Annotated in this window: 23 protein-coding genes and 2 pseudogenes; 12 read left to right on the top strand and 13 right to left on the bottom strand. The window is 72.8% G+C overall.

All coding sequences use genetic code 11. The features are described from left to right. The 4 genes and pseudogenes from AC51EU_RS09365 to AC51EU_RS09350 form a co-directional block, all read left to right on the top strand. Window positions 1-255 (top strand): annotated as a pseudogene (locus AC51EU_RS09365) (diaminopimelate decarboxylase); the annotation flags it as partial. A gap of 99 nt (window positions 256-354) precedes the next feature. Continuing rightward, the gene (locus AC51EU_RS09360) at window positions 355-2,202 is read left to right on the top strand and encodes a trypsin-like serine peptidase (protein ID WP_496266263.1); all 1,848 of its coding nucleotides are present in this window, start codon (window positions 355-357) and stop codon (window positions 2,200-2,202) included. Window positions 2,203-2,344: 142 nt separating this feature from the next. After that, complete coding sequence (locus AC51EU_RS09355; protein WP_496266262.1) at window positions 2,345-3,055, top strand: FadR/GntR family transcriptional regulator; 711 nt, start codon at window positions 2,345-2,347, stop codon at window positions 3,053-3,055. A gap of 92 nt (window positions 3,056-3,147) precedes the next feature. Beyond that, a complete protein-coding gene (locus tag AC51EU_RS09350; protein ID WP_496266261.1) occupies window positions 3,148-4,428 on the top strand; it encodes a CynX/NimT family MFS transporter in 1,281 nt (426 codons plus the stop codon). Window positions 4,429-4,628: 200 nt separating this feature from the next. Here the strand turns inward: AC51EU_RS09350 and AC51EU_RS09345 are convergent, their stop codons facing one another. The 5 genes from AC51EU_RS09345 to AC51EU_RS09325 form a co-directional block, all read right to left on the bottom strand. Beyond that, window positions 4,629-5,486 carry an adenosylcobinamide amidohydrolase gene (locus tag AC51EU_RS09345; RefSeq protein ID WP_496266260.1) on the bottom strand — a complete coding sequence of 286 codons (858 nt, stop codon included), beginning with the start codon at window positions 5,484-5,486 and terminating at the stop codon, window positions 4,629-4,631. A 179-nt stretch (window positions 5,487-5,665) separates the two neighbouring features. Next, complete coding sequence (locus AC51EU_RS09340; RefSeq protein ID WP_496266265.1) at window positions 5,666-6,385, bottom strand: ABC transporter permease subunit; 720 nt, start codon at window positions 6,383-6,385, stop codon at window positions 5,666-5,668. 79 nt (window positions 6,386-6,464) lie between these two features. After that, window positions 6,465-7,376, bottom strand: coding sequence for an ABC transporter ATP-binding protein (locus tag AC51EU_RS09335; RefSeq protein WP_496266259.1), 912 nt, complete (start codon window positions 7,374-7,376; stop codon window positions 6,465-6,467). Window positions 7,377-7,425: 49 nt separating this feature from the next. Next, on the bottom strand, window positions 7,426-8,328 hold the full coding sequence (locus AC51EU_RS09330) for an ABC transporter permease (protein ID WP_496266258.1): 903 nt from the start codon (window positions 8,326-8,328) through the stop codon (window positions 7,426-7,428). After that, window positions 8,318-9,355 (bottom strand): ABC transporter ATP-binding protein, encoded by a 1,038-nt coding sequence (locus AC51EU_RS09325; protein ID WP_496266264.1) that lies wholly within the window; start codon window positions 9,353-9,355, stop codon window positions 8,318-8,320. The genes AC51EU_RS09330 and AC51EU_RS09325 overlap by 11 nt, the downstream gene beginning before the upstream one ends. A gap of 306 nt (window positions 9,356-9,661) precedes the next feature. Here AC51EU_RS09325 and AC51EU_RS09320 point away from each other — a divergent pair, with 306 nt between their 5' ends. The 3 genes from AC51EU_RS09320 (at window position 9,662) to AC51EU_RS09310 (ending at window position 14,068) form a co-directional block, all read left to right on the top strand. After that, window positions 9,662-10,528, top strand: coding sequence for a M24 family metallopeptidase (locus AC51EU_RS09320; RefSeq protein ID WP_496266257.1), 867 nt, complete (start codon window positions 9,662-9,664; stop codon window positions 10,526-10,528). A 131-nt stretch (window positions 10,529-10,659) separates the two neighbouring features. Next, entirely contained in the window at window positions 10,660-12,456 is a 1,797-nt protein-coding gene (locus AC51EU_RS09315; protein ID WP_496266256.1) for an SDR family oxidoreductase, read from the top strand. A gap of 553 nt (window positions 12,457-13,009) precedes the next feature. After that, window positions 13,010-14,068: a MerR family transcriptional regulator gene (locus AC51EU_RS09310; RefSeq protein ID WP_496266255.1), complete on the top strand. Its 1,059-nt coding sequence runs from the start codon at window positions 13,010-13,012 to the stop codon at window positions 14,066-14,068. A gap of 186 nt (window positions 14,069-14,254) precedes the next feature. Here the strand turns inward: AC51EU_RS09310 and AC51EU_RS09305 are convergent, their stop codons facing one another. Continuing rightward, on the bottom strand, window positions 14,255-15,583 hold the full coding sequence (locus AC51EU_RS09305; protein WP_496266254.1) for a carotenoid oxygenase family protein: 1,329 nt from the start codon (window positions 15,581-15,583) through the stop codon (window positions 14,255-14,257). Then, window positions 15,580-16,170 (bottom strand): hypothetical protein, encoded by a 591-nt coding sequence (locus AC51EU_RS09300; RefSeq protein WP_496266253.1) that lies wholly within the window; start codon window positions 16,168-16,170, stop codon window positions 15,580-15,582. The genes AC51EU_RS09305 and AC51EU_RS09300 overlap by 4 nt, the downstream gene beginning before the upstream one ends. Window positions 16,171-16,289: 119 nt before the next feature. On the opposite strand from AC51EU_RS09300, the gene AC51EU_RS09295 reads away from it, so the two are divergent. Next, window positions 16,290-16,862 (top strand): PadR family transcriptional regulator, encoded by a 573-nt coding sequence (locus AC51EU_RS09295; protein ID WP_496266252.1) that lies wholly within the window; start codon window positions 16,290-16,292, stop codon window positions 16,860-16,862. 33 nt (window positions 16,863-16,895) lie between these two features. On the opposite strand, the gene pspAB is transcribed toward AC51EU_RS09295, so the two are convergent. The 3 genes from pspAB to AC51EU_RS09280 form a co-directional block, all read right to left on the bottom strand. Next, the gene (gene pspAB, locus AC51EU_RS09290; RefSeq protein ID WP_496266251.1) at window positions 16,896-17,459 is read right to left on the bottom strand and encodes a PspA-associated protein PspAB; all 564 of its coding nucleotides are present in this window, start codon (window positions 17,457-17,459) and stop codon (window positions 16,896-16,898) included. Window positions 17,460-17,572: 113 nt separating this feature from the next. Then, complete coding sequence (gene htpX, locus AC51EU_RS09285; protein ID WP_496266250.1) at window positions 17,573-18,472, bottom strand: zinc metalloprotease HtpX; 900 nt, start codon at window positions 18,470-18,472, stop codon at window positions 17,573-17,575. 167 nt (window positions 18,473-18,639) lie between these two features. After that, window positions 18,640-19,533, bottom strand: a complete 894-nt coding sequence (locus AC51EU_RS09280) for an LLM class flavin-dependent oxidoreductase (RefSeq protein ID WP_496266249.1) — start codon at window positions 19,531-19,533, stop codon at window positions 18,640-18,642. 101 nt (window positions 19,534-19,634) lie between these two features. Here AC51EU_RS09280 and AC51EU_RS09275 point away from each other — a divergent pair, with 101 nt between their 5' ends. From AC51EU_RS09275 to AC51EU_RS09265, 3 genes are read left to right on the top strand one after another with little or no spacing between them, the layout of a single operon-like run. Continuing rightward, window positions 19,635-20,846 (top strand): hypothetical protein, encoded by a 1,212-nt coding sequence (locus AC51EU_RS09275; protein WP_496266248.1) that lies wholly within the window; start codon window positions 19,635-19,637, stop codon window positions 20,844-20,846. Window positions 20,847-20,901: 55 nt separating this feature from the next. Further along, window positions 20,902-21,150 (top strand): type II toxin-antitoxin system CcdA family antitoxin, encoded by a 249-nt coding sequence (locus AC51EU_RS09270; RefSeq protein ID WP_496266247.1) that lies wholly within the window; start codon window positions 20,902-20,904, stop codon window positions 21,148-21,150. Next, window positions 21,147-21,548: a DNA-binding protein gene (locus AC51EU_RS09265; protein WP_496266246.1), complete on the top strand. Its 402-nt coding sequence runs from the start codon at window positions 21,147-21,149 to the stop codon at window positions 21,546-21,548. The genes AC51EU_RS09270 and AC51EU_RS09265 overlap by 4 nt, the downstream gene beginning before the upstream one ends. Window positions 21,549-21,568: 20 nt before the next feature. On the opposite strand, the pseudogene AC51EU_RS09260 reads toward AC51EU_RS09265, so the two are convergent. Beyond that, window positions 21,569-21,841: pseudogene (locus AC51EU_RS09260) on the bottom strand (LLM class flavin-dependent oxidoreductase); the annotation flags it as partial. A 160-nt stretch (window positions 21,842-22,001) separates the two neighbouring features. Between AC51EU_RS09260 and AC51EU_RS09255 the strand changes: the two are divergent. Then, window positions 22,002-23,006: an HAD hydrolase family protein gene (locus AC51EU_RS09255; RefSeq protein ID WP_496266245.1), complete on the top strand. Its 1,005-nt coding sequence runs from the start codon at window positions 22,002-22,004 to the stop codon at window positions 23,004-23,006. 12 nt (window positions 23,007-23,018) lie between these two features. Here AC51EU_RS09255 and AC51EU_RS09250 read toward each other — a convergent pair whose 3' ends face one another. Both AC51EU_RS09250 and cydC read right to left on the bottom strand, forming a co-directional pair. Continuing rightward, on the bottom strand, window positions 23,019-24,698 hold the full coding sequence (locus AC51EU_RS09250; RefSeq protein WP_496266244.1) for a sensor histidine kinase: 1,680 nt from the start codon (window positions 24,696-24,698) through the stop codon (window positions 23,019-23,021). Window positions 24,699-24,832: 134 nt separating this feature from the next. Beyond that, window positions 24,833-26,615, bottom strand: a 1,783-nt coding sequence (gene cydC / locus AC51EU_RS09245; RefSeq protein ID WP_496266243.1) for a thiol reductant ABC exporter subunit CydC, incomplete at its 5' end; no start/stop codon positions are given.

Genomic DNA, 26,615 nt, shown 5'->3' with positions numbered 1-26,615 from the left:
TCCGCCGCGCCGCCGGAACCGGCCACCGTCGTGGTCCGGCGCGGCGAGGAGGTGGGCGTCCTCGCCACCGATGTGCTCCTCCCCGGTGACCTCGGTCCCGGTGATCTGCTCGCCGTTCCGGTCACCGGGGCCCGTCCGCTCTCCCACCCGTGTGCCGTCCGCCCGCCGGTGGTCGCCGTCGCGGGCGGACGGGAGCGGGTGCTGGTGCGCCGCGCGTCGCCGGGGGAGGTGCGGGGAAGGGACGCCGAACAATAAAGGGGGGCGAACCGGTCCGCCGACCGCATACCCTCTTCCATGATCAGAACGAGGTGGTGGCGTGGTGCGCCGCGCCACCACCCTTCCCATGGAAGTTGCATGCCACGAATACCCTGGCCCCGCGCGCTCGCGCTGGGCCTGTGCGCCACGCTCGCCTGCGCCACGCCGGCGGCCGCCGCACCCGAGGACACCCCCGCGCCGCCCGTCCCGCAGACGGCCCCCTCGTCGCCCGACGAGGTGACGCGCCAGGACATCGCCGAGGCGCGGGAGACCGAGCGCTACTGGACGCCGGAACGCATCCGCCAGGCCGTCCCCGTGAACGAGGAGCCCGTCGGCGGGGACGCCCCGGCGGCGCCCGGCGGACGGAGCAAGCGGTCGCTCACCGAGCCCAGCCGGAAGGCGGACGAGGGGATCGCCACGGTCGGTGTGTTCCTCATCCGCACCGAGGACGGCGCGAACACCGCCGACCAGTTCTGCACGGCCGGCGTGGTGGAGTCGCCCACCAAGAGCCTGGTCATCACCGCGGCGCACTGCCTCAAGAGCGGCAAGCCGTACCGCAATGTGGCCTTCGTCCCCGGTTACCGCGCGGGCACCACCAAGGCGGGCCAGGCGGGCGAGACGCCCTACGGCGTCTTCCCGGTGAAGACGGACAAGGTCTGGCTCGACGGACGCTATCTGCGGGCCACGCCCGACGACGACGTCGACTTCGCGTTCGTCCGCGTCGGCCCCAACGCCGACGGGCAGCTGCTGGAGGACGCCACCGGCCGCGGCAACACCCTGACCAAGGTGGTCTCCACCAAGCTGGCGCGCAAGGACGTCACCGCCGTCGGCTACCCCGGCGGCCAGAAGACCCCGCTGCGCTGCACCCAGGACACCCGCGCCTTCCAGGGCCGCTTCCTGGAGATCCCGTGCGACGGCTTCCGGGCGGGGGTGAGCGGAGGCCCGTTCCTGGAGAACTTCGACGGCAGCCGCGGCGATCTGGTCGGCGTGGTCGGCGGCTACAAGACCGGCGGCCTCTACGACAACATCTCCTACGCCTCGCAGTTCGACGACGACGTCTTCCGCCTCTACCGGCAGGCGGTGAACGACTCCCCGCCCGATGTCGGCAGCCTCCTCGGCAACGCCGCCCGGTGGAAGGGCGCCGCGGTCATGACGGCGGGCCGCTTCCACAGCTCCTCGGTGCGCAACGGCAACGACGATCTGATCGTGCGCTGGAACGACGGTGAGGTCTCGCTGTTTCCCGGCGACGGACGGTACGGCCTCGGCAAGCCCGTACGCCTCACCGGCCCCAACTCCACCTGGAAGCACGCCTCGTTCCTCACCGCGGGCGACTTCACCGGCTCCGGCACCCAGGACCTCATCGTCCGCTGGTCGGACGGCGAGCTGACGCTCCACAAGGACGTCGACGAGAAGCGCGGGCTGCGCGACGAGATCCGGCTGCGCCCCAAGGGCAGCTTCTGGACGCGCGCCCACGGCATCGCCGCCGGCCGCTTCGACGGCGGCGACCGCGCCGACGACCTGCTCGTCCGCTGGTCCGACGGCCATGTCTCGCTCTACCCGAACATCGACGCCAAGGGCCTGCACGCCGAGAAGAAGCTCATCGGCCCCAACTCGACCTGGACCCACGCCCGTGACATCGCCGCCGGGGACCTCACCGCCTCCCCCGCCGCCGGGTCCGGACAGGACCTCTTCGTCCGCTGGTCCGACGGCGAGGTGACCGTCCACCAGGACGCCGCCCGCACCAAGCTCGCGACCGAGCGGCGGCTGCGCCCCGCCAAGTCCGCCTGGCTCAAGGCCACTCCGGCCGCCGTCGGCGCCTTCGGCGGCAGCCGCCGCGCCGACGACATCGTCGCCCGCTGGTCCGACGGCAAGCTCTCCCTCAACGCCGACTCCACGGCCACGTCCCTGGGCCGCGAGCGCACGCTCGTCCCCAAGCCGACGCGCTGACCCAAGGCCCCGGGGGCGCCCATGGGTGTGGGCGTCCCCGGGTTTCTTGTACGTTGCAACCATCAGTTGTAGGATGACCGGGCAACTGGGTCGGCCGCATCGCGGACCGCGGCCCGGACCCACCCGGAACAGGCGGAGGAACATGGCACTGCGGGCAGCGGGACGGCAGTCCCTGGTGGACACCGTTGTTGAGACACTGCGGTCCCAGCTCACCGAGGGGACCTGGCCCGTGGGCAGCCGCATCCCCACCGAGCACGCCCTCGCCGAGCAGCTCCAGGTCGGACGCAACACCGTCCGCGAGGCCGTACGGGTGCTCGCCCACGCCGGGATGCTGCACTGCCGGCAGGGCGAGGGCACCTTCGTGGTGTCCGCCGCCGACCCCGCCGCCGTGATGCGCGACATCCGCCGGGCCGGCACCCGCGACGTCCTGGAAGTGCGGATCGCGCTGGAGGCGGAGGCCGCCCGGCTGGCCGCGCTCCGCCACGAACCCGCCGACCTGGACCGGATGCGCCGTGCCCTGGACGCCCAGACCGCGCTGGAGGACGAGGCGGGCCAGCCCGTCTCCGGTAGCCGGGAGCTCTACGCCGACCACGACATCGCCTTCCACCGGGCCGTGGTCGAGGCGGCCCACAACACCGCGCTGACCGCGACCTACGGATGGTTCAGCAGCTCGGTGCGCGAGGCGCTGGTCAGCGCCCTCGACGACCAGGCGATGCCCAAGATCGTGCACGGCGACCACCGCGCCGTCCTGGACGCCATCGCCTCGGGCGACCCGGAGGCGGCGGAGCGCGCCACCCGCGCCCTGCTGGAGAGGCCGAAGCGGGCCGTGGAGGCCCTGCTCGCCGACCGCTGACGCCCCCTTTTCCCCCTTCTTTCTCACGGGCCCGGCCCGCCACAGCGCCGTGGTGCCGACCCGCGACCCCACGATTGGCGAGGTACGCACCCATGTCAGGGACCGCTCCCGACACATCCTTGATCGACGCCGAGGAAGACCTGGCCGTGGCCCCGCCGGTCGCCGCGGCCCGCCGCCGGCTGCGGGCGCACCCGGCGCTCCTGCTGGCCGGCATCGTGCTCGCCTCCCTCAACATGCGGGCGGCGCTGGCCGGGGTCTCCCCGCTGCTCGGCGAGATCGGTACGCACTTCCATCTGGCCGCCACCGCCAGCAGCCTGGTCACCACCATCCCGCTGGTCTTCATGGGCCTCGGTTCGATCATCGCGCCGAAACTCGCCCGCCGTTGGGGCACCGAGGCCGTGCTCTGCGCCGCGCTGGCACTGCTGTGCGGCGGCATCGTGCTGCGGATCGCGCCGCCCGTCGTCGCGCTGTTCGCCGGCTGTGCCGTGGTCGGCACCGCGATCGCCCTGCTGAACGTGCTGATGCCCGGCCTCATCAAGCGGGACTTCCCCGACCGCGCCGCCCCGATGACCGCCCTCTACTCCACCGCGATGATCCTCGGCGCCACCGTCTCGGCGGCCTCCGCCGTCCCGCTGGAGAACGCCCTGGGCAGCTGGCAGGGCTCGCTCGTCTCCTGGGCGCTGCTGGCCGCCGCCGCCGCGCTCGTCTGGATACCCCAGACGGTGATCGCCCGCCGCGGCACCCACCACGGCGAGTCCGCCGGCGCTCCCCGGCACACCACCGAGGACGGCCCCCGGCTCGGCCGCTCCGCGCTGGCCTGGCAGGTCACCCTCTTCATGGGCTCGCAGTCGCTGATCGCGTACGTCACCATCGCCTGGCTGCCGACGGTCCTCACCGACCACGGCATGAGCAAGGCGCAGGCCGGTCTCGTCTTCGCCGTCAGCACCCTGGTGCAGATGGCGGGATCGTTCGTGGTGCCGGTACTGGCCGGACGGATGCGCCGCCAGCGGATGCTGGGCGTCGCCGTCTCCGCGCTGATGGCCTGCGCCGTCGTCGGACTGCTGCTGTCCCCCGTGGCCGGGGCCTGGCTGTGGGCGGTCCTGCTCGGCGTCGGGCAGGGCGGTGCCCTGGGGCTCGCGCTGACGATGATGGTGCTGCGCTCCGGCGACCCGCACACCGCCGCCCGGCTGTCGGGCATGTCCCAGACCGGCGGCTATCTCCTCGCCGCGGTCGGCCCGCTGCTGCTCGGCGCCGTCCACCAGATCACCGGCGGCTGGACCGTCCCCCTCGCCCTCCTGCTGGTCGTCTGCGCGGGACTCGCCCTGCTGGGGCTGGGCGCGGGGCGGGACCGGCGGATCGGGGAGGAGGGGTAGGGGGCTGGTACGGGGCTTTGGTGGGGGCTTGGTGGGTGTCTCGGGTCGGGTCGGGTCGGTACAGGCGTAGGGGCGCGTGGCGGAGGACCGTGGTGTGGCGCCCGTGTGGCGAGGGGCGGGGCCGGGCTCGTACGCCGAGGCCCGGTCCTGGGCTCGTACGGTGGCGCCCCGTCCTGGCTCGTACGGTGGCTGAATGCCCGTCAGCCAGCCGGGCGAGCCCCCGCCCGCCCGACGTCCGCCGCACACCCGGCATCCACCGCACGCCCGTCGTCCACCCCGCTCGGCTCCACCCCACGCAGCTCCGCGTCGCGGGCGACGGCGCGCAGGGTGGCGCGGTGGACGGCGCGGGCGAGCCGGGCGCCCCAGAGGGAACGGGGGCCGGCGAACTCCTCCGCCCGGTTGCCGGGGCGTGGCGCCCGCGCGGCCACGCACACCGCGTCCGTCGGTGTCCCGGAAGCGGCGATGCCGTGCTCCAGCAGCGCCTGCACCTTGGCCTCGGTCGCCGTGGCGACCGCGTTGACCAGCGCGGCGTCGGTGAGCGGTACCGGCAGGGCGACGAGGATGTTGATCGTCCCCGGGCCCTGGTGCGGGACCCCGCCCCCGGACGCCGGGACCGCCGCCCACCCGGAGACCCCGACCCCGGCCGTGACCAGCGCCTCCGCACCCTCGTCCACGACATGCGTCCGCGTGCCGAGCACATCGGCCGCGGTCATCAGGCCGACTCCGAGTGCCGTGGTCCCGAGCGCCGTGGCCCCGTACGTCGCGGCCCCGGGCGCCCCGGTTCCGTATGCCGCGGCCCGCTCGTCCGCGGGGCGTTCCGCCCCCGCGTCGGCCGCGATCCGCGCGAGGTGCGCCCCCGGGTCGCGGCGCCGGTAGCCGTGCCCCACCTGGGCGTTGAGGACCCAGCGGCGTTCACCGATCCCGCCGCCGAGCACGGCACTGGAGATCATGCGCCAGCCGGGTCCGGCCCGCCACAGCAGCGCGGGCCACTCCGGTCCGGTGTCCTGGTCGGTGTACCGGACGGTCTCGGTGACGAGCAGCGGCGCGGAGGACGTCATCCGGCAACCCTACGGACGGCCGTCCCCACCGGACGCAGCTCCCTCCCGTACGCCCTGCGGCACAACCGCCCCTCCCCGTACAGAAACGCCGCACGGGCCCCGGTGTCCCCACCGGAGCCCGTGCGGCGGCCCGAACCCTCGGGCCTCCCGGAACCCGTGCGTCGCACGGTCCGCGTCGTCTACTCGTCGCCCGTCAGGGTCAGCGACCGCAGACGGCGTCCCGCGTACCAGGTGGCGCCGACCGTGACGACGGCCAGCAGGACGAGGGCGACGGGCAGTTGGACCTCGGAGGACAGCGCGCCGTCCGCGGCGGTCCGCTGGCCGACGGCGAGCGCCCACTGCTGCACGCTGAGGGTGCGGGCCCCGGCGACCAGACTGCCGATCAGCGACTCCCAGACCAGGGCGTAGACCAGGCCGAGGACCACGGCGTGCCGGGTGACCGTGCCGAAGAGGAGGAACAGGGCGCTGTAGGCGACCGAGGCGACCGCGGCGGCCACCGCGTACCCCACGGCGATCTGCTGGCTGTTGCCGTTCAGCACGAAGCCGGCGATCAGCACCGGTACGGCGGAGAACACCACTGCCGTACCGACCGCGACCAGCAGTTTGGTGAACATGATCGTCGACCGCGGGACCGGCTTGGACAGCAGATAGACCACCGAACCGTCGTCGATCTCCGGCCCGATCGCGCCCGTACCGGCGATCACGCCGATCAGCGGCACCAGCGTGGACAGCGCGAAGCCGCCCAGGACCGCCTTGGCCGTGAGGTCGTCGGCGCCGGAGAGGAAACGGACCGCGACGGCGATGACGATCAGCAGCGCGGGCAGCGCGAAGAGGATCGCCGCGCGGCGGCGGCCGAGCAGCCCGCGGTAGGTGAGGCGGGCGACGGTCGGGTGGAACAGTGCGGCCACCGGTGTGGCGGTGGAGCGCGGCGAGGCCGCGGGGGAGGTCGTGGACATGCGTCGGGACTCCTTTCCGGCCTCAGGCCGTGACGAGGTAGGAGAAGACGGATTCCAGCGACTCGTCGGAGGGGGAGACCGTCAGCAGGCGGATGCCGTGGTCGCGGGCGACGCGCGGCAGGAGTTCGGTGAACCGGCCGAAGTCGACGGCCTGGATGCGCAGCACACCCTCGGTGAGGTCCACCTCGATGCCGGACGTCGACGGGTCGGCGATCAGCGCGCCGGCCAGCGCCCGGTCGTCGTCGGAGCTGACGACGTAGCGGTGGGGGCGGTCGGTCATCAGCCGCCGGATCTTGCGGAAGTCGCCGGAAGCGGCGTGCCGTCCGGCCACCACCACCTCGATGTGCGAGGCGAGTTGCTCGACCTCTTCGAGGATGTGCGAGGAGAACAGCACCGTACGGCCCTCGTCCCCCATCTGCCGCAGCAGCTCCATCAGCTGCATGCGCTGACGCGGGTCCATGCCGTTGAAGGGCTCGTCGAGCAGCAGCACCGACGGGTCGTGCACCAGCGCCGACGCCATCTTCACGCGCTGCCGCATGCCCTTGCTGTACGTGGAGATCTTGCGGTCCTGGGCGTACTCCATCTCGACCGTGGCCAGCGCCCTGGTCGCGGCGGCGCGGCCGAGGCCGTGCAGTTCGGCGTTGGCGAGGACGAACTCCCGGCCGGTGAGGAAGTCGTACATCGCCTCCCGCTCGGGGACGATGCCGATGTGGCGGTAGATCTGCTCGTTGCGCCAGATGGCGGCGCCGTCGAGGGTGACCGTGCCGTTGGAGGGGGCGAGGAAGCCGCCCATCATGTTGATGAGGGTGGACTTCCCGGCGCCGTTGGGCCCGAGCAGACCGGTCACACCGGGACCGATGGTCATGGTGATGTCGTTGACGGCGACGACGTTGCCGAACCAGCGCGACACGTGGTCGATGTTCACAGTTGTCATGGGCGCGGCCCATTCCTTCGGGGGGTGGTGGCGGTCGACGGGCGGGCGCTCACAGCCCGGCCTTGCGGTAGCGGCGCATCAGCAGGGCGTAGCAGCCGGCGACGATGCCCAGCGTGACGAGGAGGTAGACGCCTCCGACGGCACCCGACGGCGCCACCCCGTACGGGAAGGAGGTGCGGCCGCCGAGGAACGCCGCCTGGAGGCCGTCGATGAGCGTGGTCGGCGAGAACAGCCCGAGCCAGCCGATGGTGTCCTCCCGGCCGTTGAGGGCGGCGATGCCCTGGACCGCGCTCACGGCCCCGTAGGGAATGGTCAGTACGGCGATGACCCCGGCCACGCCGAAGCCCCGGCGCGGGGTGAGGGCGGAGACCACCAGGCCGACCCCGGAGAACAGCACCGAGAGCAGCGCGACGGAGACCAGGCCCTGGCCCAGGCCCTTGGTCTGGTCGGCGAAGTCCATCTCGGCCAGCAGCGCGCCGGTGTAGAGGATCACCAGCGGCAGCGCGGTGAGGACGAACAGGGCGCTCGCCATGGCCGCGTACTTGGCCAGGACGTAGTCGATCCGCTCGATGGGGCGGGAGAAGTACAGCGGGATGGTCTTGAAGCGCAGGTCCCGGGAGACCGACTGGGGCGCCTGGGACGCGAGGTAGAGGCCGATGACGGCCTGGAGGAAGATCGCGTAGCGGGTGTACGAGACCGGGAGGCTGTTCGCCTTGGTCACCACGGCCACCGCGACCATGATCCCGGCGGGCAGGCACATCACGCCGAGCAGCAGCATCGGCAGCACTTTGGCCTTGGCCGAGCGGCCGAGTCCGTAGGCGCCGCGCAGGCTCTGGGTGAACAGCGAGCGGCGGGCGTACCCGCGGCCCAGACGCGGGCCGTCGTAGTGGCGGTAGCCGATGTTGTGGATGACGTCCTGCGCCGGGGCGGAGGTGGGGGTGTCAGACGGCATCGGGGGCACCTCCGTCCTGGGGCGCGGTCGGGGCGTACGGGGTGGCCGGTGGGAGGCCGGGAGAGACGGGGGCGGCCGCGGCGGCGGTGTCCGCGTCGCGGAACACCTCGGCGATGCGGTGTCGGCGCCGTTCCATGCGGACCAGGCCGAGGCCGAGGTCGGCGACGGTGTCCCGCACCAGGTCGAGGGTCCGGTCCCCGGCCGCCTCGATGTGGAGCAGATGCCCGGTGGGGGCCTGCCCCGGTACGTCGGGGGCGTCGGTGGCCACCGTGACCCCGGCGGCGGTGAGGGCGGCACGCAGCGCTGCGGTGCCGTCCGGGTGGGTGTCGGTGTCCGTGACCTCGACCGCGAGGGAGGTGGTGACCTGCGTGTACTCGTCGGTGGCGGAGGAACGCAGCAGGGTGCCACCGTCGATGACGACGACATGGTCGCAGGTGCGCTCCAGCTCTCCCAGGAGGTGGGAGGTGACCAGGACGGAGATCCCGAAGTCCGTGTGCACCCGCCGGATCAGCGCGAGCATGTCGTCCCGGCCGACCGGGTCGAGGCCGTTGGTCGGCTCGTCGAGGAAGACCAGCTGCGGGTCGTGGACCAGCGCCTGAGCCAGCTTCACCCGCTGCTTCATGCCGGTGGAGTAGCCGCCGATGGGGCGGTAGCGCTCCTCGTAGAGGCCGACGTGGCGCAGGGTGTCGGCGGTGCGTTCCCGGGCGGCGGTGGGCGGCAGCCCGGACATCCGGGCCATGTGCACCACGAACTCGGTGGCCGAGACGTCCGGCGGCAGGCAGTCGTGCTCGGGCATGTAGCCGACCCGTTCGCGGATCGCTCCGCCGTGGGTGGTCACGTCCATGCCGAGTACGCGGGCGGTCCCCTCGGTGGCCGGGGCCAGGCCGAGCAGGATCTTGATGAGGGTGGACTTTCCGGCACCGTTGGCACCCACCAGCCCGGTCACCCCGGGGCCGATGTCCAGCGAGAGCCGGTCCAAGGCGGTCACCCGGGGGAACCGCTTGCTCAGACGTTCGGTCACGATCACAGTCACGCCTCGACGCTAGTGGCGCGGGCCGTGGGTGTCGTCCGCCCAGGCGGTGGTCTGCTCACCGCTCTCCTACCTCCAGGGGACGAGAAACCCGTAAGGGATGCCCTACCTCGGGCGCAGGGACGCCAGGGCCTGGGGACGAGGGCGGGGTCGGGAGGCGGTGGCCGGCGGGCCAGTGACCGCCGACCTGCGAGGGCAGGTGGTGACGCACCTCTTGACGTAGCCGCCGGTCATTGTCACATTCATCAATGTCACGTTACGGGCGCGTACCGCAACCACTTGCACACGGACGGATGGTGGGCGATGGCTTCTCCGACCTCGGCACCCCCCTCGGGGTCCCTCACACGCCCCGCGGAACTCCGCGGCTTCAAGGAGGTCCAGCGGCTCGCCTACGACTGCGCCGAGGCCGTCGCCGCCCAGCTCGAACCCGGCGTCACCGAACGCGACGCGGCCCGGATGCAACGCGTCTGGCTGCGCGAACGCGGCGTACGGGACTGGTTCCACCTGCCGTTCGCCTGGTTCGGCGACCGCACCGCCTTCGCCGGCTTCCGCATACCGCTCCAGTTCTTCCCCACCGACCGGGCGCTGGAGCCGGGCATGCCCTTCATCCTCGACATGGCCCCGATCCACCAGGGCTTCACCGCGGACATCGGCTACTCCGGCTGCCTCGGCCTCAACCCCCTGCACGACCGCCTGATGGCCGACCTCGGGGCGCACCGCGAACTCATCCTGCGCGAGGTCCGCGAGCGCCGCCCGCTGCGGGAGATCTACGAGGACGTCGAACGCCTCATGATCCGCCAGGGCTACGCCAACCGCCACCGCGCCTACCCGTTCGGCGTCATCGCCCACAAGATCGACCAGGTCCGGGAACGCCGCTGGACCCCCACCCTCTTCGGGTTCGGCACCCGCGCCCTGCGGGGCCTGGCCTCCGACGCCCTGCACGGCCACCGTGAGGGCTGGTCACCGCTGTGGAGCCCGTACTCCTTCTCCGACCATCCCCCGCAGCCGGGGATCTGGGCCGTCGAACCCCACCTCGGGTTCCGCGGCACGGGGGCGAAGTTCGAGGAGATCCTGGTCGTCACGGACTCCAAGGACCCCCAGGAGAGCGCCTTCTGGCTGGACGACGACCTGCCGCACGTACGCCGCCGGCCGGCGGCCGCGACCGCATGACCACGGCGCACGGGACGGACGGGCCGCGGAAGCGCGGAGCCGTCCGGGCCGCGACGACCGACCACCGGAAGCCGGAACAGAGCAGCGGTCCTGCCCCCGCACCGGGCGGCGGACCGGGAGGAGAGCAGACCATGCGCCAGGACCGTGCGGCCGGGACCGTCACCACGGCCGGACTCGAAGGGGCCCGGGAGCGCCGGGTACGCACCGGCGGTGTCGACCTCTGTGTCGCCGAACTCGGGGACCCGGACCGCCCCACCATGGTCCTGGTCCACGGCTACCCGGACAGCAAGGAGGTGTGGACCGAGGTCGCCCGCCGTCTCGCCGACCGCTTCCATGTGGTGCTCTACGACGTCCGGGGCTGCGGCCGCTCCACCGCGCCGCGGCCGCTGCGCGGCGGCTTCACCCTGGAGAAGCTGACCGACGACTTCCTGGCCGTCGTCGACGCCGTCAGCCCCGACCGCCCCGTGCACCTCGTGGGCCACGACTGGGGGTCGGTACAGGGCTGGGAGTTCGCCACCTCCCGGCGCACGGAGGGCCGGATCGCCTCCTTCACCTCGATGTCCGGCCCCTCCCTGGACCACTTCGGCCACTGGATCAAGCTGCGCATGACGCGCCCCTCACCCCGGCGCGCCGCCCAACTGCTCTCCCAGGGCGTCAAGTCCTGGTACGTCGGCATGCTGCACACCCCCGTCCTCCCGGAACTCGCCTGGAAGGGGCCCCTCGGCAAGCGCTGGCCGGCGATCCTGCGCCGCGTCGAGAAGGTGCCCGGCACCGGCTACCCGACCGCGTCACTGCCGACCGACGCCGCGCACGGCGCCTGGCTCTACCGCGACAACGTCCGCCCCCGGCTGCGCCACCCCCGCGCCGACGCCTACGCGCACTGCCCGGTCCAGCTGATCACGCCCACCGGCGACATGTTCCTCTCCCAGCGGCTCTACGACGACCTGGAGATGTGGGCCCCCCGGCTGACCCGCCGCACCCTGCCGACCGGGCACTGGGCGCCCCGCACCCGCCCCGACCAACTGGCCTCCTGGATCGGTGACTTCGTCGCCGCCCAGGAGGAGGACGGGCCCGCCCGGCCCGTCGTGGCGTCCGGCCCGTACGCGGACCGCTTCGGCGGGCAGCTGGTGCTGGTGACGGGGGCCGCCGCGGGCATCGGGCGGGCGACCGCCTTCGCCTTCGCCGAGGCCGGCGCCCGGATCATCGCCGTCGACCGGGACGCCGAGGGCGCCGCCCGCACGGCCGACATGTCCCGGCTGATCGGCGCCCCGGAGGCGTGGAGCGAGGCCGTCGATGTCGCGGACGCGGCGGCGATGGAGAAGCTCGCCGACAAGGTCGAGGCCGAGTACGGCACGGTCGACGTGCTGGTGAACAACGCCGGCATCGGTCTGTCCGGACCCTTCATGGAGACCACCACCGAGGACTGGAAGCGGGTCCTCGACGTGAACCTCTGGGGCGTCATCCACGGCTGCCGCACCTTCGGCAGGCGGATGGCGGACCGCGGTCAGGGCGGCCACATCGTCAACACCGCGTCCGCCGCCGCGTTCCAGCCCTCCCGGGCCCTGCCCGCCTACAGCACCTCCAAGGCGGCCGTGCTGATGCTCAGCGAGTGCCTGCGCGCCGAACTCGCCGGTCAGGGCATCGGGGTCTCCGCCATCTGCCCGGGCCTGGTCAACACCGGCATCACCACCAGCGCGCACTTCGCCGGTGTCCCGGCGGACGAGGAGCAGCGCCGCCGCGACAAGGCGGCCCGGCTGTACGGCATGCGCAACTTCCCGCCGGAGAAGGTCGCCGACGCCGTCCTGCGCGCCGTCGCCCGCGACCAGGCGGTGGTCCCCGTCACCCCCGAGGCCCACGGCCTGCGCTTCCTGTCCCGCTTCTCCCCTCGCGTACTGCGGGCGATGGCCAGGGTGGAGCCGCCGTTGTAGGGGCGTTGCGGGGGGGGGCGCGGCGCTGGGGTGAGTGGGCTTGGAGGTGCGGTGGAGCTGGTCCTGGGCCCCTGGGACCGGGGTCGGTCCCTGTGCGTGGGGAGCGCGCCTGCCCGTGTGGATGTGCCGTGCGGACGCGGCCCATCCGCACGGGCGGGGGCGGGCCCCACGGCCCGGGACGGCGGCCCATCCGCACGGGGCGAAACCGGCCCGAGTGGTGGCGGCCCGTGGGATCAGGGGCTCCGGCCCGAGGCAGCGGGCCGTGCGAGCGGGGCCAGGCCCCGGCCCACGGCAGCGGCCCGCGCGAGCAAGACCGGTTTCCTCGCCCCCACGCCCCGTACGACCAGCCCGCGCAGGCCGGAGGGGCTGCCAGGCCCCAAGGTGGGGCGGCCCCCGCGGGCGTGGAGGAGCGATGCCGTGCCGTGCGGGCCGGTCGTACCATCCCTCGCAGGAAGGGCCGTCGCGCACGGCCGTAGCCCGTCCGGTGTCCCCCGGCCGCACGTGCCGTGGCGGGTGCGGCGAGGCGCGCGGCCATGTCGTGAGGAGCACCACCGTGACCGAGCAGCCGCAGCCGGAGTACCGCATCGAGGACCTGGCCCATCTCAGCGGCACCACCGTACGGACCATCCGCGCCTACCAGGACCGCGGGCTGCTCCCGCGCCCCGAGCGCCGCGGGCGGGCCAATGTGTACGGCGGCGCCCATCTGTCCCGGCTGCGCCAGATCGCCGACCTGCTGGAGCGCGGCTACACCCTGGCCAGCATCAAGGAACTGCTGGAGGCGTGGGACGCCGGTCGTGACCTCGGCGGAGTCCTCGGGCTGGTGGCCGAGGTCGACGGGCCGTGGAGCGACGAGCAGGCGTCCCGCATCGGCCGCGCCGAACTCGACGCCGCGTTCGGCGGCGCCCCGGACGAAAAGGCGCTGGCCGACGCCGTGGAGCTGGGGGTCCTGGAACGCGTCCCGGGCGAGAAGGACGCGTTCCTCGTACCCAGCCCCCGGGAACTGGCGGTCGCCGTGGAACTGCACGCCGCGGGCGTCCCCCTCCTGGCGATCGCCGGGCACCTGCGGGAGCTGCGGGCCCAGGTCGAGCACATCGCCCGCCGCTTCCTCGACTTCACCACCGAGCATGTCTTCCAGCCGTACCTGGACCATCCGCCCACGGAGGCGGAGGCGGCCGAGGCCACCGCCCTCGTCCGCCGTCTGCGTCCGCTCGCCCAGCAGACCGTCGACGTCGAACTGGCCCGCGCCATGCGCATCTTCGCGACCCGGCATCTGCGCCATCTCCTCGCCGATTCCCTCCCTTCGTCCGACGAGGAGAGGGCAGCCGCCGTTCCGGCTCCCGCCGCTCCCCCGTTCACCGCCCCGGGGCCCACCGCACCGGCCCCTGCTCCCGGCGCCCCCGCCACCGCGGGCCCGCAGGGCGCGGAGCCCACCGAGGTGGTGGCGCTGCCCGCCGGGGTCGTGCGGGCCGTACGGGATCTGGTGGGTCCCGGGAACACGGCGGCCTTCATCGCCGCCGCCGCGGACCGCGAGGCCCGGGCCCGCGTCATGGACGCCCTGGTCCTCCCCTCCCCCACCGGCCACGACGCCCGGAAGGGGAGGAAGGAGCCGTAGGGGGCATGAGGGCCCGGGGCCGGTACGGCGATCGGGCTTTCCGCGCCGCGCCTCCCACGCGGGCCGCCGCCCCGGGCCTCCTTCTCCCTTCCGCTCTTGAGTTGTCAAGGACCGGGCCGGGCACAGCGTCGCGGGCCGGCGGTATCGCTCCGAGGGGCGTCCGGTGGTTGTCGTACGCGGCCGGGCTCACCCCTCGGGGTCGGGCAGCCAGTTGCCGTGGAAGCCGTACGGCACCCGCTGCGGGAGATGCACGGTGGCCACCGGGTCCGCGGAGAGGTCGTCGGCGTCGAGGATCACCAGGTCGCTGGTGTCGCTGGTGGCGTCGTAGACATAGGTGATCAGCCAGCCGGGGCCTCCCGGGGTGTCGTCGGCGGGGGCGAAGGCCGCTTCGCCGGGGGTGCGTCCGGGGCCGAAGTCGTGCCGGGCGACCGCGCCGGTCCGCAGGTCGTAGCGGAGCAGCGCGCCCGGTACGGGTCCGGTGCCGGGTCCTTCGGCCACGGTGAGATGGCCGTGGCGGGCGGGAAGCCCCGCGAGGCGGTCGTCGATACGCGGGAACTCGGCGGACCGGTCGTCGAGTTGCTCCTCGGTCACCGTTCCGGTGGCGAGGTCGATGGTCCACCGCCACAGATGGGCGGCCGGGTCGGAGCCGTCCAGTGCGGCATAGCGGGAGACATGGAGGACGATCCGCTGGTCGCCGTCGTCGTAGGCGTTGAGGGCGTGGAAGACGTAGCAGGGTTCGATGGGCAGCCAGCGGACCTCGCCGTAGGGGTCGTCGCGGCGCAGGACGCCGAGCCGGGCGCCGTACTCCGGGTCCCAGGCGTAGGGCATGCCGGGACGTTGTCCGGTGAAGACGAGCGGGAGGTCCATGAAGATGACATGACGGGACGTCAGGTGGAAGTCGTGCATCATCGTGGCCCCCGGTACGTCGATGGGGCGGCTGATGACCAACTCCCCCGCCGCTTCGGCCCGGTAGTAGGTGAGGTAGGGCGGCCGCACCGCGCCGTAGCCGAAGAAGTGCAGCTCCCCGGTGTCGGGGCAGATCTTCGGGTGGGCGGTCATGGCGCCGGTGAGTCGGCCCCCGAAGTCATGGGGCCCGAGGGTGTCGAGTTCCTGGCCGGGGCGGCAGTCGAGCACATAGGGGAGGGACGACTCGACGAGTGCCAGGGTGCGTCCCGCATGCCGGACGACATGGGTGTTGGCCAGGCCGGCCGTCGGGTCGTACCGTCCCTCGTCGTCGTAGACCCGGGCGCCGTCGGTGAAGGTGGAGGTGCGGACCCAGCGGTTGCGGTAGGAAGTGGCGCGGCCGCCGTCCAGCCGGACGCCGTGGACCATGCCGTCGCCGAGGAACCAGTGGGGCGAGGCGGCCTGCCGCGGGTTGGGGCCGTTGCGGAGGTACCACCCGGTCAACTCCGGGGGGATAGCGCCGGTGACCGGGAGGTCGTGGCGGGTCAGTTCGTCCATCACGGGGGCGAAGTTGCCCACGAGGTGGGGTGCGGGCGCGGACTGTGTGGTCATGAGGCCGGGACTCCCTCGATGTCGGGACGTGGGGCGGAGTGCTGCCGGAACCGGGCACGGACCCGTTCCGGGTAGACGGCGGTGAAGCGGAGGGGCAGAACGAATCCGGCGATCTGGAGGAGCACCAGGGGGAGCACACCTGCTCCCAGGGCGGAGACCGCCGCCTGCCCGAGGGCGGACAGGGTGAAGGCGAGGGCCCATGCGGCCGTGATGACGGCATTGAGCCGGAGGAAGACCGGGCTGTCCCAGACCTCCGGCGGTGCCGCCTTGCGGGCCATGGGGAGGGTGAAGGGGCGCCGGACGGCTATGGACAGCCAGGCGATCAGAGCGAGCCAGCCGGCCGACAGGGCACTGCTGTAGTCGCGGAGACCGCTGTCCGGCCGGGCCAAGGCCAGTGCCGTGAGCGCCGCGAAGTAGACGGCCGTGCCGTACTCCAGCAGGCGGTCGGCCGGTTTCCAGCCGGTGGCGCGGCCGGTGAGGAGCAGTACCGCGCAGACCGCCAGCCCTGTGAGCGTCCCCCATTGCCAGCCGAGCGTGGAGGCCGCGGCGAACGCCGGCCACGGCAGAAAGCTCCGCAGGTACTGCATGATCCCCCTCTTTCACGGACGGCACCGCCGTCGGCGACCGCCCGACATTCCAATGCAGACATGTCGAAGGTAGAAGGTGATCCTTTGATATGTCAAGAGTGGAATGTAGGGTGCATGACGTGAGTCTGAGACATGCCGTACTGGGCCTGCTGGCCGAATCCCCCGCCAGCGGCTACGACCTCATGAAACTGTTCAACGCGTCGCTGGCGAACGTCTGGCCGGCGACGCAGAGCCAGGTGTACGGGGAGCTGAACAAGCTCACCGACGCCGGTCTCGTCGAGGTGGCCGCCCAAGGCCCGCGCGGCCGCAAGGAGTACGCGCTCACCGAGGACGGTCTGACCGAGCTGCGCCGCTGGCTCACCCAGGTCGAACCCACCGGTCAGCCGCGCCACGACGGCCTGCTGCGGGTCTTCTTCCTCGGCGTGCTCACCCCGCTCGAAGCGCGGACCTACCTCCTCCAGACCGCCGAGCGCGCGGCCCGCATCCGCGCCGAACTCGACCGCCTCGCCCTGGACACCGACTGGGACGACGACATGATCTCGGTCTACGGACGGATCGCCCTGGAGTACGGCCTGCGCGGCTCGGCCATGGAGGAGGAGTGGGCGAAGTGGGCCGCTGAGGAGATCACCTCCGCCAAGGCCCGCCAGGCGAGCGAGCGCGCCCGCTCCCAGCTGCCGCCGGCCTCCGACTGACGTCGCCCCCCGGGAGCACGCGGGAGAAACCGCTCACACCCCGGGCGCCCCCCACACCGGGAACCACCGGGCGAGATCGCCCTCGATCTCCAGATCGTCGCGGAGCATCGCCCGTACCTGGAGTTCGAGCGGGTTGTCCCGCGTCTCACCGCCGCCCGCCAGGGGCGCGAAGGGGTAGAACGTGCCGCGCTTGTAGAGGTAGACGAGCGCCAGGCGCCGCCCCCGCGCATCACGGAACCCCATCAGCGAGCACAGCAGTTGCGGCCCGAACCCCGCCGCCTCCAGAGAGGTGTTGACCGCGTGCAGGTCGTTGACCAGGCTCGCGGTGTCGTCGGGGGCGTGCCGCGCCAGCATCCAGGTGTACCCGTAGGAGTCCTTGCTGAACTCCGCGGAGGCGCCGAGGAGGCCGCGGACCTCCTCCTCGATCCGGGCGAATCCGCCGCCCTCGACGCTCGCGAAGCACACCGACCCCAGGCCCGTCGGGTCAAAACCGGCCGCCGCCTGGAGGGTGACCGCGGCGGAGGGGAGGGCGAAGAGACGGTCGAGGTCGGGGCGTACCGGCTTGCTGCGGCCGAGAATGACGTCCAGGAAACCCATGTGCGCCGGTCACTCCTCGTTCAGGATCGTTCGGTGCTCGTTCGTGTCGCCCACTGATCGGCCGCAGAGGCCGCAGATCGGCGCCGGAGCGCGGGGCGGCGCTTCGGGGCGTTTCACGGCCGCCCCAGCTGGGCCGAGATCCGTCCCAGCTGGTCCAGGCGCTGCTCCAGGGTCGGGTGCGTGGACAGCAGCCGGGCGAAGCTCTCCGCGCTGAACGCGGGGGCGAAGTAGAAGGCGTTGAAGGGTTCGGCCTTGCGCAGATCACTGGTCGGGATGCGGGCCATCTGGCCGGTGATCTTGGTGAGGGCGGAGGCGAGCGCCGACGGGCGGGCCGTGAGGAGGGCGGCGGCACGGTCGGCGGAGAGCTCCCGGTAACGGGAGAGCAGGCGGGTCAGCAGGAAGCTGATCGCGTAGACGACCGCGCTGACGAGGGTGACGATCAGTACGGCGATGGCCGCGTTCTGGTCGCGGTTGCTGCGGCCGACGCCGCTCCACAGCGCGGCGCGGGTCATGATGCCGGCCAGGACGCCGAGGAACGAGGCGATGGTCATCACGGCCACATCGCGGTGCGCCACATGGGACAGCTCGTGCGCCAGCACCCCCTCCAGTTCCTGCGGCTCCAGGCGGCGCAGCAGCCCCGTCGTGGCGCAGACCATCGAGTTCTTCCGGTTGCGCCCGGTGGCGAAGGCGTTCGGCACATCGCTCTCGGCGACCGCCACCCGCGGTTTGGGCATGTCGGCCAGGGCGCAGAGCCGGTCGACGGCGCCGTGGAGTTCGGGTGCCTGCTCGGGCGTCACCTCGTGGGCGCCCATGCTGAACGCCGCGATCCGGTCGCTGAACCAGAACTGCGCGATGAACAGCGACCCCGAGATGACCAGCACCACCAGCCACGCGCCCTTCAGCAGCACCACCAGTGCCCCGACGAGGACGACGTACAGCAGACCGATGAAGAACATCGTCATGACCATGCGCGAGGTCAGTCCGCGGTCGGGGGCGAATCGGGTCTGTGCCATGGCTCCTCCACACGCGTCAGGTGCCGCGCGGTGCCGGGCCTCCCCCGTGCGGTCCCGCACACCGCACCACTGTCCCGATTCTCCCTCTTTGTGGCCCTGTGCGGGGTAAAGCGCAGATCAGCGGGTCGCCGGCGGCCGGGGACTCCCGGACCGCCGACGCGCCGCGGTCAGCCCGCCAGCTGGGCCGGTCCCTCGGTCACGATCCGCTCGAACACCGCGGGGTCGGCCGCGAAGACCGAGTCGGCGACCGGCCAGTGCAGCACGATCTCGTCGAAGCCCAGCTCGGCGTGGGCGCCGGCGAACTCCACGAAGGCGTCCAGGGACTCCAGCGGGCGCTCCGGGGTGAAGCCGGTCAGCAGGATCTTGCGCAGCCCGGCGGCGTCCCGCCCCAGATCGGCGCAGGTCTTGCCGAGCCGCTCGACCTGGCCGCGCAGCGCCTCGCGCGAGGCGGCCGCCGAGCCGCCCGCCGCCATCACCTTGGGGTCCCCGGTGGTCACCCATGCCTGGCCGTAACGGGCGGCGAGTTCCAGACCGCGCGGCCCGGTGGCCGCCACCGCGAACGGCAGCCTCGGCCGCTGCACACAACCGGGTATGTTGCGCACCTCGTGCGCCGAGTAGTGCGTGCCCTCATGGGAGACAACGTCCTCGGTCAGCAACCGGTCAAGAAGCGGCACGAACTCGCCGAAGTGGTCCGCCCGCTCCCGCGGCGACCAGGACTCCTGACCGAGCGCGGTGGCGTCGAAACCGCTGCCGCCCGCGCCGATGCCCAGGGTGATCCGGCCGCCGCTGATGTCGTCCAGCGAGATCAGTTCCTTGGCGAGGGTGACCGGGTGGCGGAAGTTCGGCGAGGTGACGAGGGTGCCCAAGCGCATACTCTGCGTTACTGTCGCTGCCGCCGTCAGCGTGGGGATCGCCCCGAACCACGGCCCGTCCCGGAACGACCGCCACGACAAGTGGTCGTACGTGTACGCCGCATGGAACCCGAGGCCTTCGGCCCGCCGCCAGATCTTCTGCCCTTCGGCCCATCGATGGATGGGGAGGATCACCGTGCTCAGACGCATGACCCCGACGATACGCGGGCCTCCTGCTTCCACGGATATGCCGACGGAGCAGATTCGGGAAGCCTCGTCGATGTCGCGATGCGGGCCGCTACCGTGGCGTCATGGGCACGCTGGACAGGGCCGAGCCTGAGGCCATGATCAACGAGGTGACGGTGGCTGATCTCATCGAGCGCAGCGCCGAATTGAAGGGGCGCCTGGTCACCTTCGCACAGAGCGCCCGCTTCGACCGGTGGTTGACACCCCTCCTGCTGGAGGCCGCTGGGCCTGAACGGCAGTTGGACGAGGGTGAGGCGATCCGGATCACCGACCACTTCATCCTGCGGTACCGCCTGCCGGACGGTTCGACCGTGGTGGACCGCTTCGTTGCCGGACGGAAGGACTTGACCGCGGCCGACCGGGAGATGCTGCTCGGCTGGCGTGACCCGGTCGAGGGCGTCTTCGAGGTCCGGCACAAGGACGGGGATGCCGTCGTCCTGCTCAACCTTGTCGACGACCTGGAGTACCGCACGTACTCGAACGTCGGGCGGGCGGCGTTCCGCGGAGTGTCCAAGGGGGGATTCCTCCATACCTGCCTGGTACCCGTCCACTCGGCCGGCGGGGCGTGGTTGGTGTCCGGGGCGATGACGAGCTACCCCAGGTCCAGCGCCACCGAGATCGCCCAAGCAGCCCTGCGACTGGCCACGCACCACCCCGAACTGGTCTTCCGCAACCCGGAGAAGATCGAGCAGGGCTGGCAGCGGATGCGGGAGGACCGGGCCGCGTTCATCGAGTTCTGCGGTAGCGACGAACTGGTCCTGCCACCTGCCGAAGCCGAGAACCTCCTCAACGCCTACTACCACCACCGCCAACAGGCCGCCGTCGCCGCACAGCCCAGCCATGCCCGACGCAAGCGGCTCCCCGGCCTGGACCTGCCCTTCTTCGAGCTGCCGTCAGAACTGGCGGACTCGGACACCATCGGCGTCCTCTACGACCAGGTCGACGGGCTCAACTTCTACGCCGACTACGGGATGCTGCGGGACCTCTTCGCGGAGCCCGCTCTCACAGGCCGCAGGCAGCACCAGGACCTGCTGCGCACATACCTGCGCGAGGAATCGATCACGCCACTGCCAATCCGTCGGCTGGCCGCCGCTCACCCGGAGACAGCGGACGCCGTGTTCCGGAAACTGCTGAGGAAGCCCGGATTCACCTGGAGCGAGCACGGTGACGCGCTGCTGCGCCGACGCAAGCCCTGGTATTACGAGAGCGCCCCGCGCCCCGGGGTGTCCGTGATCGGCGACCGTCTACGCGAGCTGCTAGGTGCGGGACGACGCTGAGCCCTTAGGCGGAGAAGCCCGGAAGATGACGCGCATACCGCAGTATGCTGGCTCCGTGGCTGATACGACCCGCATCACGGTCACGCTGCCCACCGAGCAGGTGGCGGAGCTGAAGAGGCTCACGGACAACGTCTCCGGCTACGTCGCGGAGGCGGTCGCCCGCCAGATCAGACACCAGCTGCTCGGCGAGGAGCTTCGCCGCTACGAGGAGGAACACGGCGCGTTCACCGAAGAGGAGCTGGCAGCGGCCCAGGCCAGGATCTTCGGCACGGCCGAGCACGAGGAGTCTGCGAGCGGCGCGTGAACCATCGCATCGAGACCGTCGTTCTGGACTCCCAAGGGCTGTCCGCCTGGATCTCACAGGACCGGGCCGTGCTCGCGATGATCCGATCCTTCCACTGGATGGCTGCCGATCTCGCGGTCTGCGTCAACACCATCGTGGAAGTCATGCACGCCCGGGTGAACACCGCCCGGCTGAACTGGGTGCTCTCCCAGATCAAGGTGGAAGGGGTGACCGAGCAGGCGGCCAGAGCCGCCGCCGGGCTGCTGAAAGAGGCCGGCCTGCACGGCCACAAGTACGCGATCGATGCCACCGTCGCCGAGCTCGCGCTCCGCCAGCCGGGCCCGGTGGCCGTGCTCACGTCGGACGTCGACGACATGGCCAAGCTGTGTGGCAACCGCGTCCGGCTCATCGCGATCTAACCTGCTCCGGACGGGACCACGACGTCCCTGAGGCTCGCCTTCCCAGGCCAGGCCGTGATAGGCGAACGAGGCTCGACTGAGGTGACAAGGGTGCCCAGCCGCATCCGGGAGGTCGCCGTGGCGGCCGCCGTCAGCGTCGGCAGGGCACCGAACCAGGTGCTGTCGCGAAAGCTGCGCCAGGAGAGGTGGTAGGTGTACGCGGCGTGGAACCCCAGTTCCCCTGCGCGCCGCCACTGCTCCTTGCCCCCCTCGGACCAACGGCGTACGGGAAGGATCACGGTGCTCAGTCGCATGGCCCCGAGCCCACGGCGGCGGCGCCGCGGGGCGCCGGGGCGAGCCGCCCTCGCCCACCGCGCGCCCTCCCCCGCCGTACGCCCCGCACGTCCGCCGTGCCCCGGCTCATCCGCGCGCCCCGGCGCACGCCTGTGCACCGCGGTAGGCGAAGATGGGCCCGTGACCGCTACCTCTCCCACCCCTCCCCGGCTGATCGCCACCGACCTCGACGGCACCCTGCTGCGTGACGACAAGACGGTCTCCGAGCGGACCGTGGCCGCGCTCGACGCCGCCGAGCGCGCGGGCATCGAGGTCTTCTTCGTCACCGGCCGCCCGGCCCGCTGGATGAATGTGGTCAGCGATCATGTGCACGGTCACGGGCTGGCGATCTGCGCGAACGGCGCGGCCGTCGTCGATCTGCACCGCGGCCGCCGCTTCATCGAGGTCAGCCCGCTGGAGGACACCGTCGCGCTCGCCGTGACGAAGGCGCTGCGCGAGGCTGCCCCGGGCACGACCTTCGCCGTCGAGCGCACCGGTGGCATCCACTACGAGCCGCTGTACCCGCCGTTCCACCTCGATCCGGCCGCGGTCACCGCGCCGGTGGACGTACTGCTCGCCGAGGACTTCGCGCCGCCGCGGGGCCCCGCCCCGACCGGGCTGGACGTCCCGGACGCGGAGCGGGACCCCACCGGCGGTGTCACGGGTGAGGCCTCCGATGTCACGGGGTACACGGCGGCCGGCACCCCGCAGGCCCCCCTCGGCACGGACACCTCGCTGGTCACCACCGGCACCATCCCCGTCACCGGCCCCGGTCAGCCCGTCCTCAAGCTCCTCGCGCACCACCCCGGCCTCGACCCCGACGCGTTCCTGGCGCTGGCCCGCGAGGTGGCCGGCGACCTCGCCTCGATCACCCGCTCCAGCCCCACCGCCCTCCTGGAGATCAGCGGCCTCGGCGTCAGCAAGGCGGGCACCCTCGCCCGCTGCTGCGCCGAGCGCGGCATCACCCCCCAGGAGGTGGTCGCCGTCGGCGACATGCCCAACGACATGGAGATGCTGACCTGGGCCGGGACCTCGTACGCCATGGCCAACGCGCACCCGGACGTGCTCGCCGTCACCACCGGCCGTACGCACTCCAACAACGAGGACGGCGTCGCGGCGGTCATCGAGCGGATTCTGGCGGGCTGACGGCGCACGGCCTCAGAGCGGTGCCGCCCAGGTCACCGTCGTACCGGTGCCGTTCTCCCCGATGCCGGGTCCGTAGCCGCTCGACCCGCCGAGCGACTCCGCGCGCTTGGCGAGGTTCTTGAGGCCGCTGCGGCGGCCGCCCGGCGGAATGCCCACGCCGTCGTCGGCGACCGTCAACCGCACGCCCTCCGTCCCGTCCGGCAGGGTCACCGTCGCGTCGACGACCACCTCGATCCGCGACGCCCGCGCGTGCCGGAACGCGTTGGACAGCGCCTCGCGCAGCGCCGCGATCAGGTTCTTCCCGGTCAGCTCCCCGACCCGGGCGTCGACCGCGCCGACGAAGTGGGCCGACGGCTGGAAGCCGAGCGGTACGGCGGCGGTGCCGATCTCGCGCAGGACCCGGGTGCGCAGCCCGGACGGCGCCTCGTCCGGCCCCTGCTGGAGCGCGAAGATCGCGGTGCGGATCTCCTGGATGGTGACGTCGAGTTCGTCGACGGCCTTGCCGACGCCCTCCGCCACCTCCGGCACCTCCGACCGGCGCTGGGCGCTCTCCAGCATCATCCCCGTGGCGAAGAGGCGCTGGATGACCAGGTCGTGGAGATCACGGGCGATACGGTCGCGGTCCTCGAAGACGGCCAGCCGCTCGCGGTCGCGCTGCGCGTCGGCCAGTACCAGCGCCAGCGCCGCCTGCGCCGCGAACTGGGCGCCCAGCGTCCGTTCCGCCTCGGTGAACGGGCGGGCGCCGGGGGCCCTGGGGGTGGCGAGCGTGCCGAGGACCCGGCCGCCGCTCTTGAGCGGCAGCAGCATGCTCGGCCCGAAGCGCTGCGCCAGCGCGGTGACCATCCGCGGGTCGGTGGCCGAGTCGTCGACGTACACCGGCTCACCGGCCAGGAGCTTCGCCGTCACCGTGCTGCCCGGCGGGATCTGGGCGCCCATGACCCCGGACGGGTCGTCCGCCGATACCGCGACGATCTCCAGCCCGCCCTCGTCGTCGGGGAGCAGGACGATGCCGGCCGCCGAGTCCGCCAGCCTGCGGGCCTGTTCGGCGACGACGGCGAGGGCGTCGTCCACATCGCTGCCCGCGAGGAGTTCGGTGGTGACCGCCACGGAGCCGTCGATCCAGCGCTCCCGCTGCCGGGTCGCCGCGTAGAGCCGGGCGTTGCCGATGGCGATACCGGCCTCGGTGGCCAGCACCCGCACCATGTGCAGGTCCTCCTCGCTGAACTCGCCGCCGCCGCGCTTCTCCGTCAGATAGAGGTTGCCGAAGACCTCGTCCTGGACGCGGATCGGCACCCCGAGGAAGGTACGCATCGGCGGATGGCCGGGCGGGAACCCGGCCGAGCGGGGGTCCATGGTGAGATCGGCGAGGCGTACCGCCTTCGGGTCGTGGATGAGGGCGCCGAGCAGGCCCTTGTGGCCGTCGGGCAGCCTGCCGATGCGCCGGTGGACCTCGTCGCTCACGCCGTGCGTCACGAAGTCCGACAGGCCGGAACGGTCGTCGGCGATGATGCCTATGGCCGCGTAGCGGGCGTCGGCGAGTTCGGCGGCGGTCTGCACGATCCGGTCGAGGGTGAGGTGCAGGTCGAGGTCGGCGCCGATGGTGCGCATCGCCTCCAGCAGCTGCGGTACCCGGGCGGTCAGTTCGGGGGACAGTCCCTGGAGGCTGCGGGTCGCCTCGGTGGCGGCGTCCATGGGATCGGGGTCCTTTCCCGCACGCCTGAGATCCGTGGGGTCCGAGGGTCCTGCCGTGGCTGCCATGCCTTGAGCCTAATAGGGGACTTTTGGCGGGAAAGTACCCGCATGCGGTCACCCAAGGCCGGTGGGGCCTACACGGGTACGGTCGCGGACCGCTCCCCGGCCGCCGCGTCCACCGCCCGCTCCCGCTCCAGCGTCCGCCGGAACGGCCCGTCGGCGGCGGCCAGCTCCGCGTACCCGCCGCGCTGCACCACCCGCCCCTGGTCGAGGACGAGCACCTCGTCGACCGCGTCCAGGCCGGTGAGCCGGTGGGTGATCAGCACCGTCGTCCGGCCCTCGGTCGCGGCCAGCAGATCGGCGGTCAACGCGTCGGCGGTGGCCAGGTCGAGGTGTTCGGCGGGCTCGTCCAGGACGAGGACGGGGAAGTCGGCGAGCAGCGCGCGGGCCAGGGCCAGCCGCTGCCGCTGCCCGCCCGAGAGCCGGGCGCCGCGCTCACCGATCATGGTGTCCAGGCCGTCGGGCAGCTCCCGCACCCAGTCCGCCAGCCGCGCCCGCCCGAGCGCGTCCCACAGGGCGCTCTCACCGGTGTCCTCGCGGTCGCGGAGGGCGAGCCGCAGATTCTCGCGCAGGGTGCTGTCGAAGAGATGGGCGTCCTGCGCGCACAGCCCCACCAGGCACCGCACCTCGTCGCCGTCGACCGCCGCCGCGTCCACCCCTCCGAGGGTGTACGTCCCGGCCTCCCGGTCCAGGAAGCGCAGCAGCACCTGCGCCAGGGTGGTCTTGCCGGAGCCGGACGTCCCGACGACGGCGACCCGCCGCCCGGCCTCCAGGGTGAACCCGACGCCGTCCAGCGCGGGCACCGACTGCCCCGGGTGGCGCGCGGCGAGATCCCGTACGACCAGCGGGAACGGCGCGTCGGGGGCGGGCACGGGTGCGGTCGGCTCCCGCACCGGCTCGGGCGCGTCCAGCACCTCGAAGACCCGCTCGGCCGCCCGCCGGGTGCGCTGGCGGTACTGCGTCGCCAGCGGCAGCCCGGCCACCGCCTCGAACGCCGCGAGCGGGGTGAGGACGACGACGGCCAGCGCCACCCCGTCCAGCCGTCCGGCGTGCACCGCCTGCACCCCGACGACGGCACAGGCGGCGACGGTCAGTCCGCACAGCAACGCCGAGAGCCCCGCTCCGGTCCCCGCCACGGCGGCCGAACGGGCCGCGAGCCGGGTCAGCTTACGGTCCGCGCGCCCCACCTGCTCCGTACGGGCGCCCAGCGCACCGGCGACCGTCAACTCGGCGGTGCCGGTGAGGAGTTCGACGACACGGGTGGCGAGGAGGCCACGGGCGGGCGCCAGTTGCCGCTCGGTCCGCCGGGCCAGCGCGCCCGACAGCAGCGGCACCCCGGCGCCGGCCAGCAGCAGCCCGGCGGCGAGCAGCGCGCCCGCCTCGGGCAGCAGCCAGGCGGTGAAGCCCGCCGCGCCCGCGCCGACCAGCACCGCCGCGCCCGCCGGCAGCAGCCAGCGCAGGAAGTGGTCCTGGACCGCGTCGACATCGGCCACCAGCCGCGACAGCAGATCGCCGCGGCGCCGCTCCTTCAGTCCCGCGGGCGCCAGCCGCTCCAGCCGCCGGAACACCGCGACCCGGACATCGGCGAGCATCCGGAAGACCGCGTCGTGCGCCACCAGCCGCTCGGCGTAGCGGAAGACGGCGCGCCCGATGCCGAACGCGCGGGTCGCGGTGACCGCCACCATCAGATACAGCACCGGCGGCTGCTGCGAGGCCCGCGAGATCAGCCAGCCGGACGTCGCCATCAGCCCGACCGCGCTGCCCAGCGCGAGACTGCCGAGCAGCAGCGCCAGCACGAAGCGGGGCCGCCGCGCACGGGCCAGGGCCCGCAGCCGCGACAGCGGTGAGCCCTCGGAA

Source organism: Candidatus Streptomyces philanthi, from assembly GCF_059553635.1.
The sequence above is the reverse complement of the archived record's forward strand: the minus strand, read 5'-3'. Positions and strand labels throughout refer to the sequence as shown.

Bases quoted from the DNA above. Each gene is read 5' to 3' on its own strand.
- AC51EU_RS09360 (WP_496266263.1), top strand. From the start codon at position 355: ATGCCACGAATACCCTGGCCCCGCGCGCTCGCGCTGGGCCTGTGCGCC.
- AC51EU_RS09355 (WP_496266262.1), top strand. From the start codon at position 2,345: ATGGCACTGCGGGCAGCGGGACGGCAGTCCCTGGTGGACACCGTTGTT.
- AC51EU_RS09350 (WP_496266261.1), top strand. From the start codon at position 3,148: ATGTCAGGGACCGCTCCCGACACATCCTTGATCGACGCCGAGGAAGAC.
- AC51EU_RS09345 (WP_496266260.1), bottom strand. From the start codon at position 5,486: ATGACGTCCTCCGCGCCGCTGCTCGTCACCGAGACCGTCCGGTACACC.
- AC51EU_RS09335 (WP_496266259.1), bottom strand. From the start codon at position 7,376: ATGACAACTGTGAACATCGACCACGTGTCGCGCTGGTTCGGCAACGTC.
- AC51EU_RS09330 (WP_496266258.1), bottom strand. From the start codon at position 8,328: ATGCCGTCTGACACCCCCACCTCCGCCCCGGCGCAGGACGTCATCCAC.
- AC51EU_RS09320 (WP_496266257.1), top strand. From the start codon at position 9,662: ATGGCTTCTCCGACCTCGGCACCCCCCTCGGGGTCCCTCACACGCCCC.
- AC51EU_RS09315 (WP_496266256.1), top strand. From the start codon at position 10,660: ATGCGCCAGGACCGTGCGGCCGGGACCGTCACCACGGCCGGACTCGAA.
- AC51EU_RS09305 (WP_496266254.1), bottom strand. From the start codon at position 15,583: ATGACCACACAGTCCGCGCCCGCACCCCACCTCGTGGGCAACTTCGCC.
- AC51EU_RS09300 (WP_496266253.1), bottom strand. From the start codon at position 16,170: ATGCAGTACCTGCGGAGCTTTCTGCCGTGGCCGGCGTTCGCCGCGGCC.
- pspAB (WP_496266251.1), bottom strand. From the start codon at position 17,459: ATGGGTTTCCTGGACGTCATTCTCGGCCGCAGCAAGCCGGTACGCCCC.
- htpX (WP_496266250.1), bottom strand. From the start codon at position 18,472: ATGGCACAGACCCGATTCGCCCCCGACCGCGGACTGACCTCGCGCATG.
- AC51EU_RS09280 (WP_496266249.1), bottom strand. From the start codon at position 19,533: ATGCGTCTGAGCACGGTGATCCTCCCCATCCATCGATGGGCCGAAGGG.
- AC51EU_RS09275 (WP_496266248.1), top strand. From the start codon at position 19,635: ATGGGCACGCTGGACAGGGCCGAGCCTGAGGCCATGATCAACGAGGTG.
- AC51EU_RS09250 (WP_496266244.1), bottom strand. From the start codon at position 24,698: ATGGACGCCGCCACCGAGGCGACCCGCAGCCTCCAGGGACTGTCCCCC.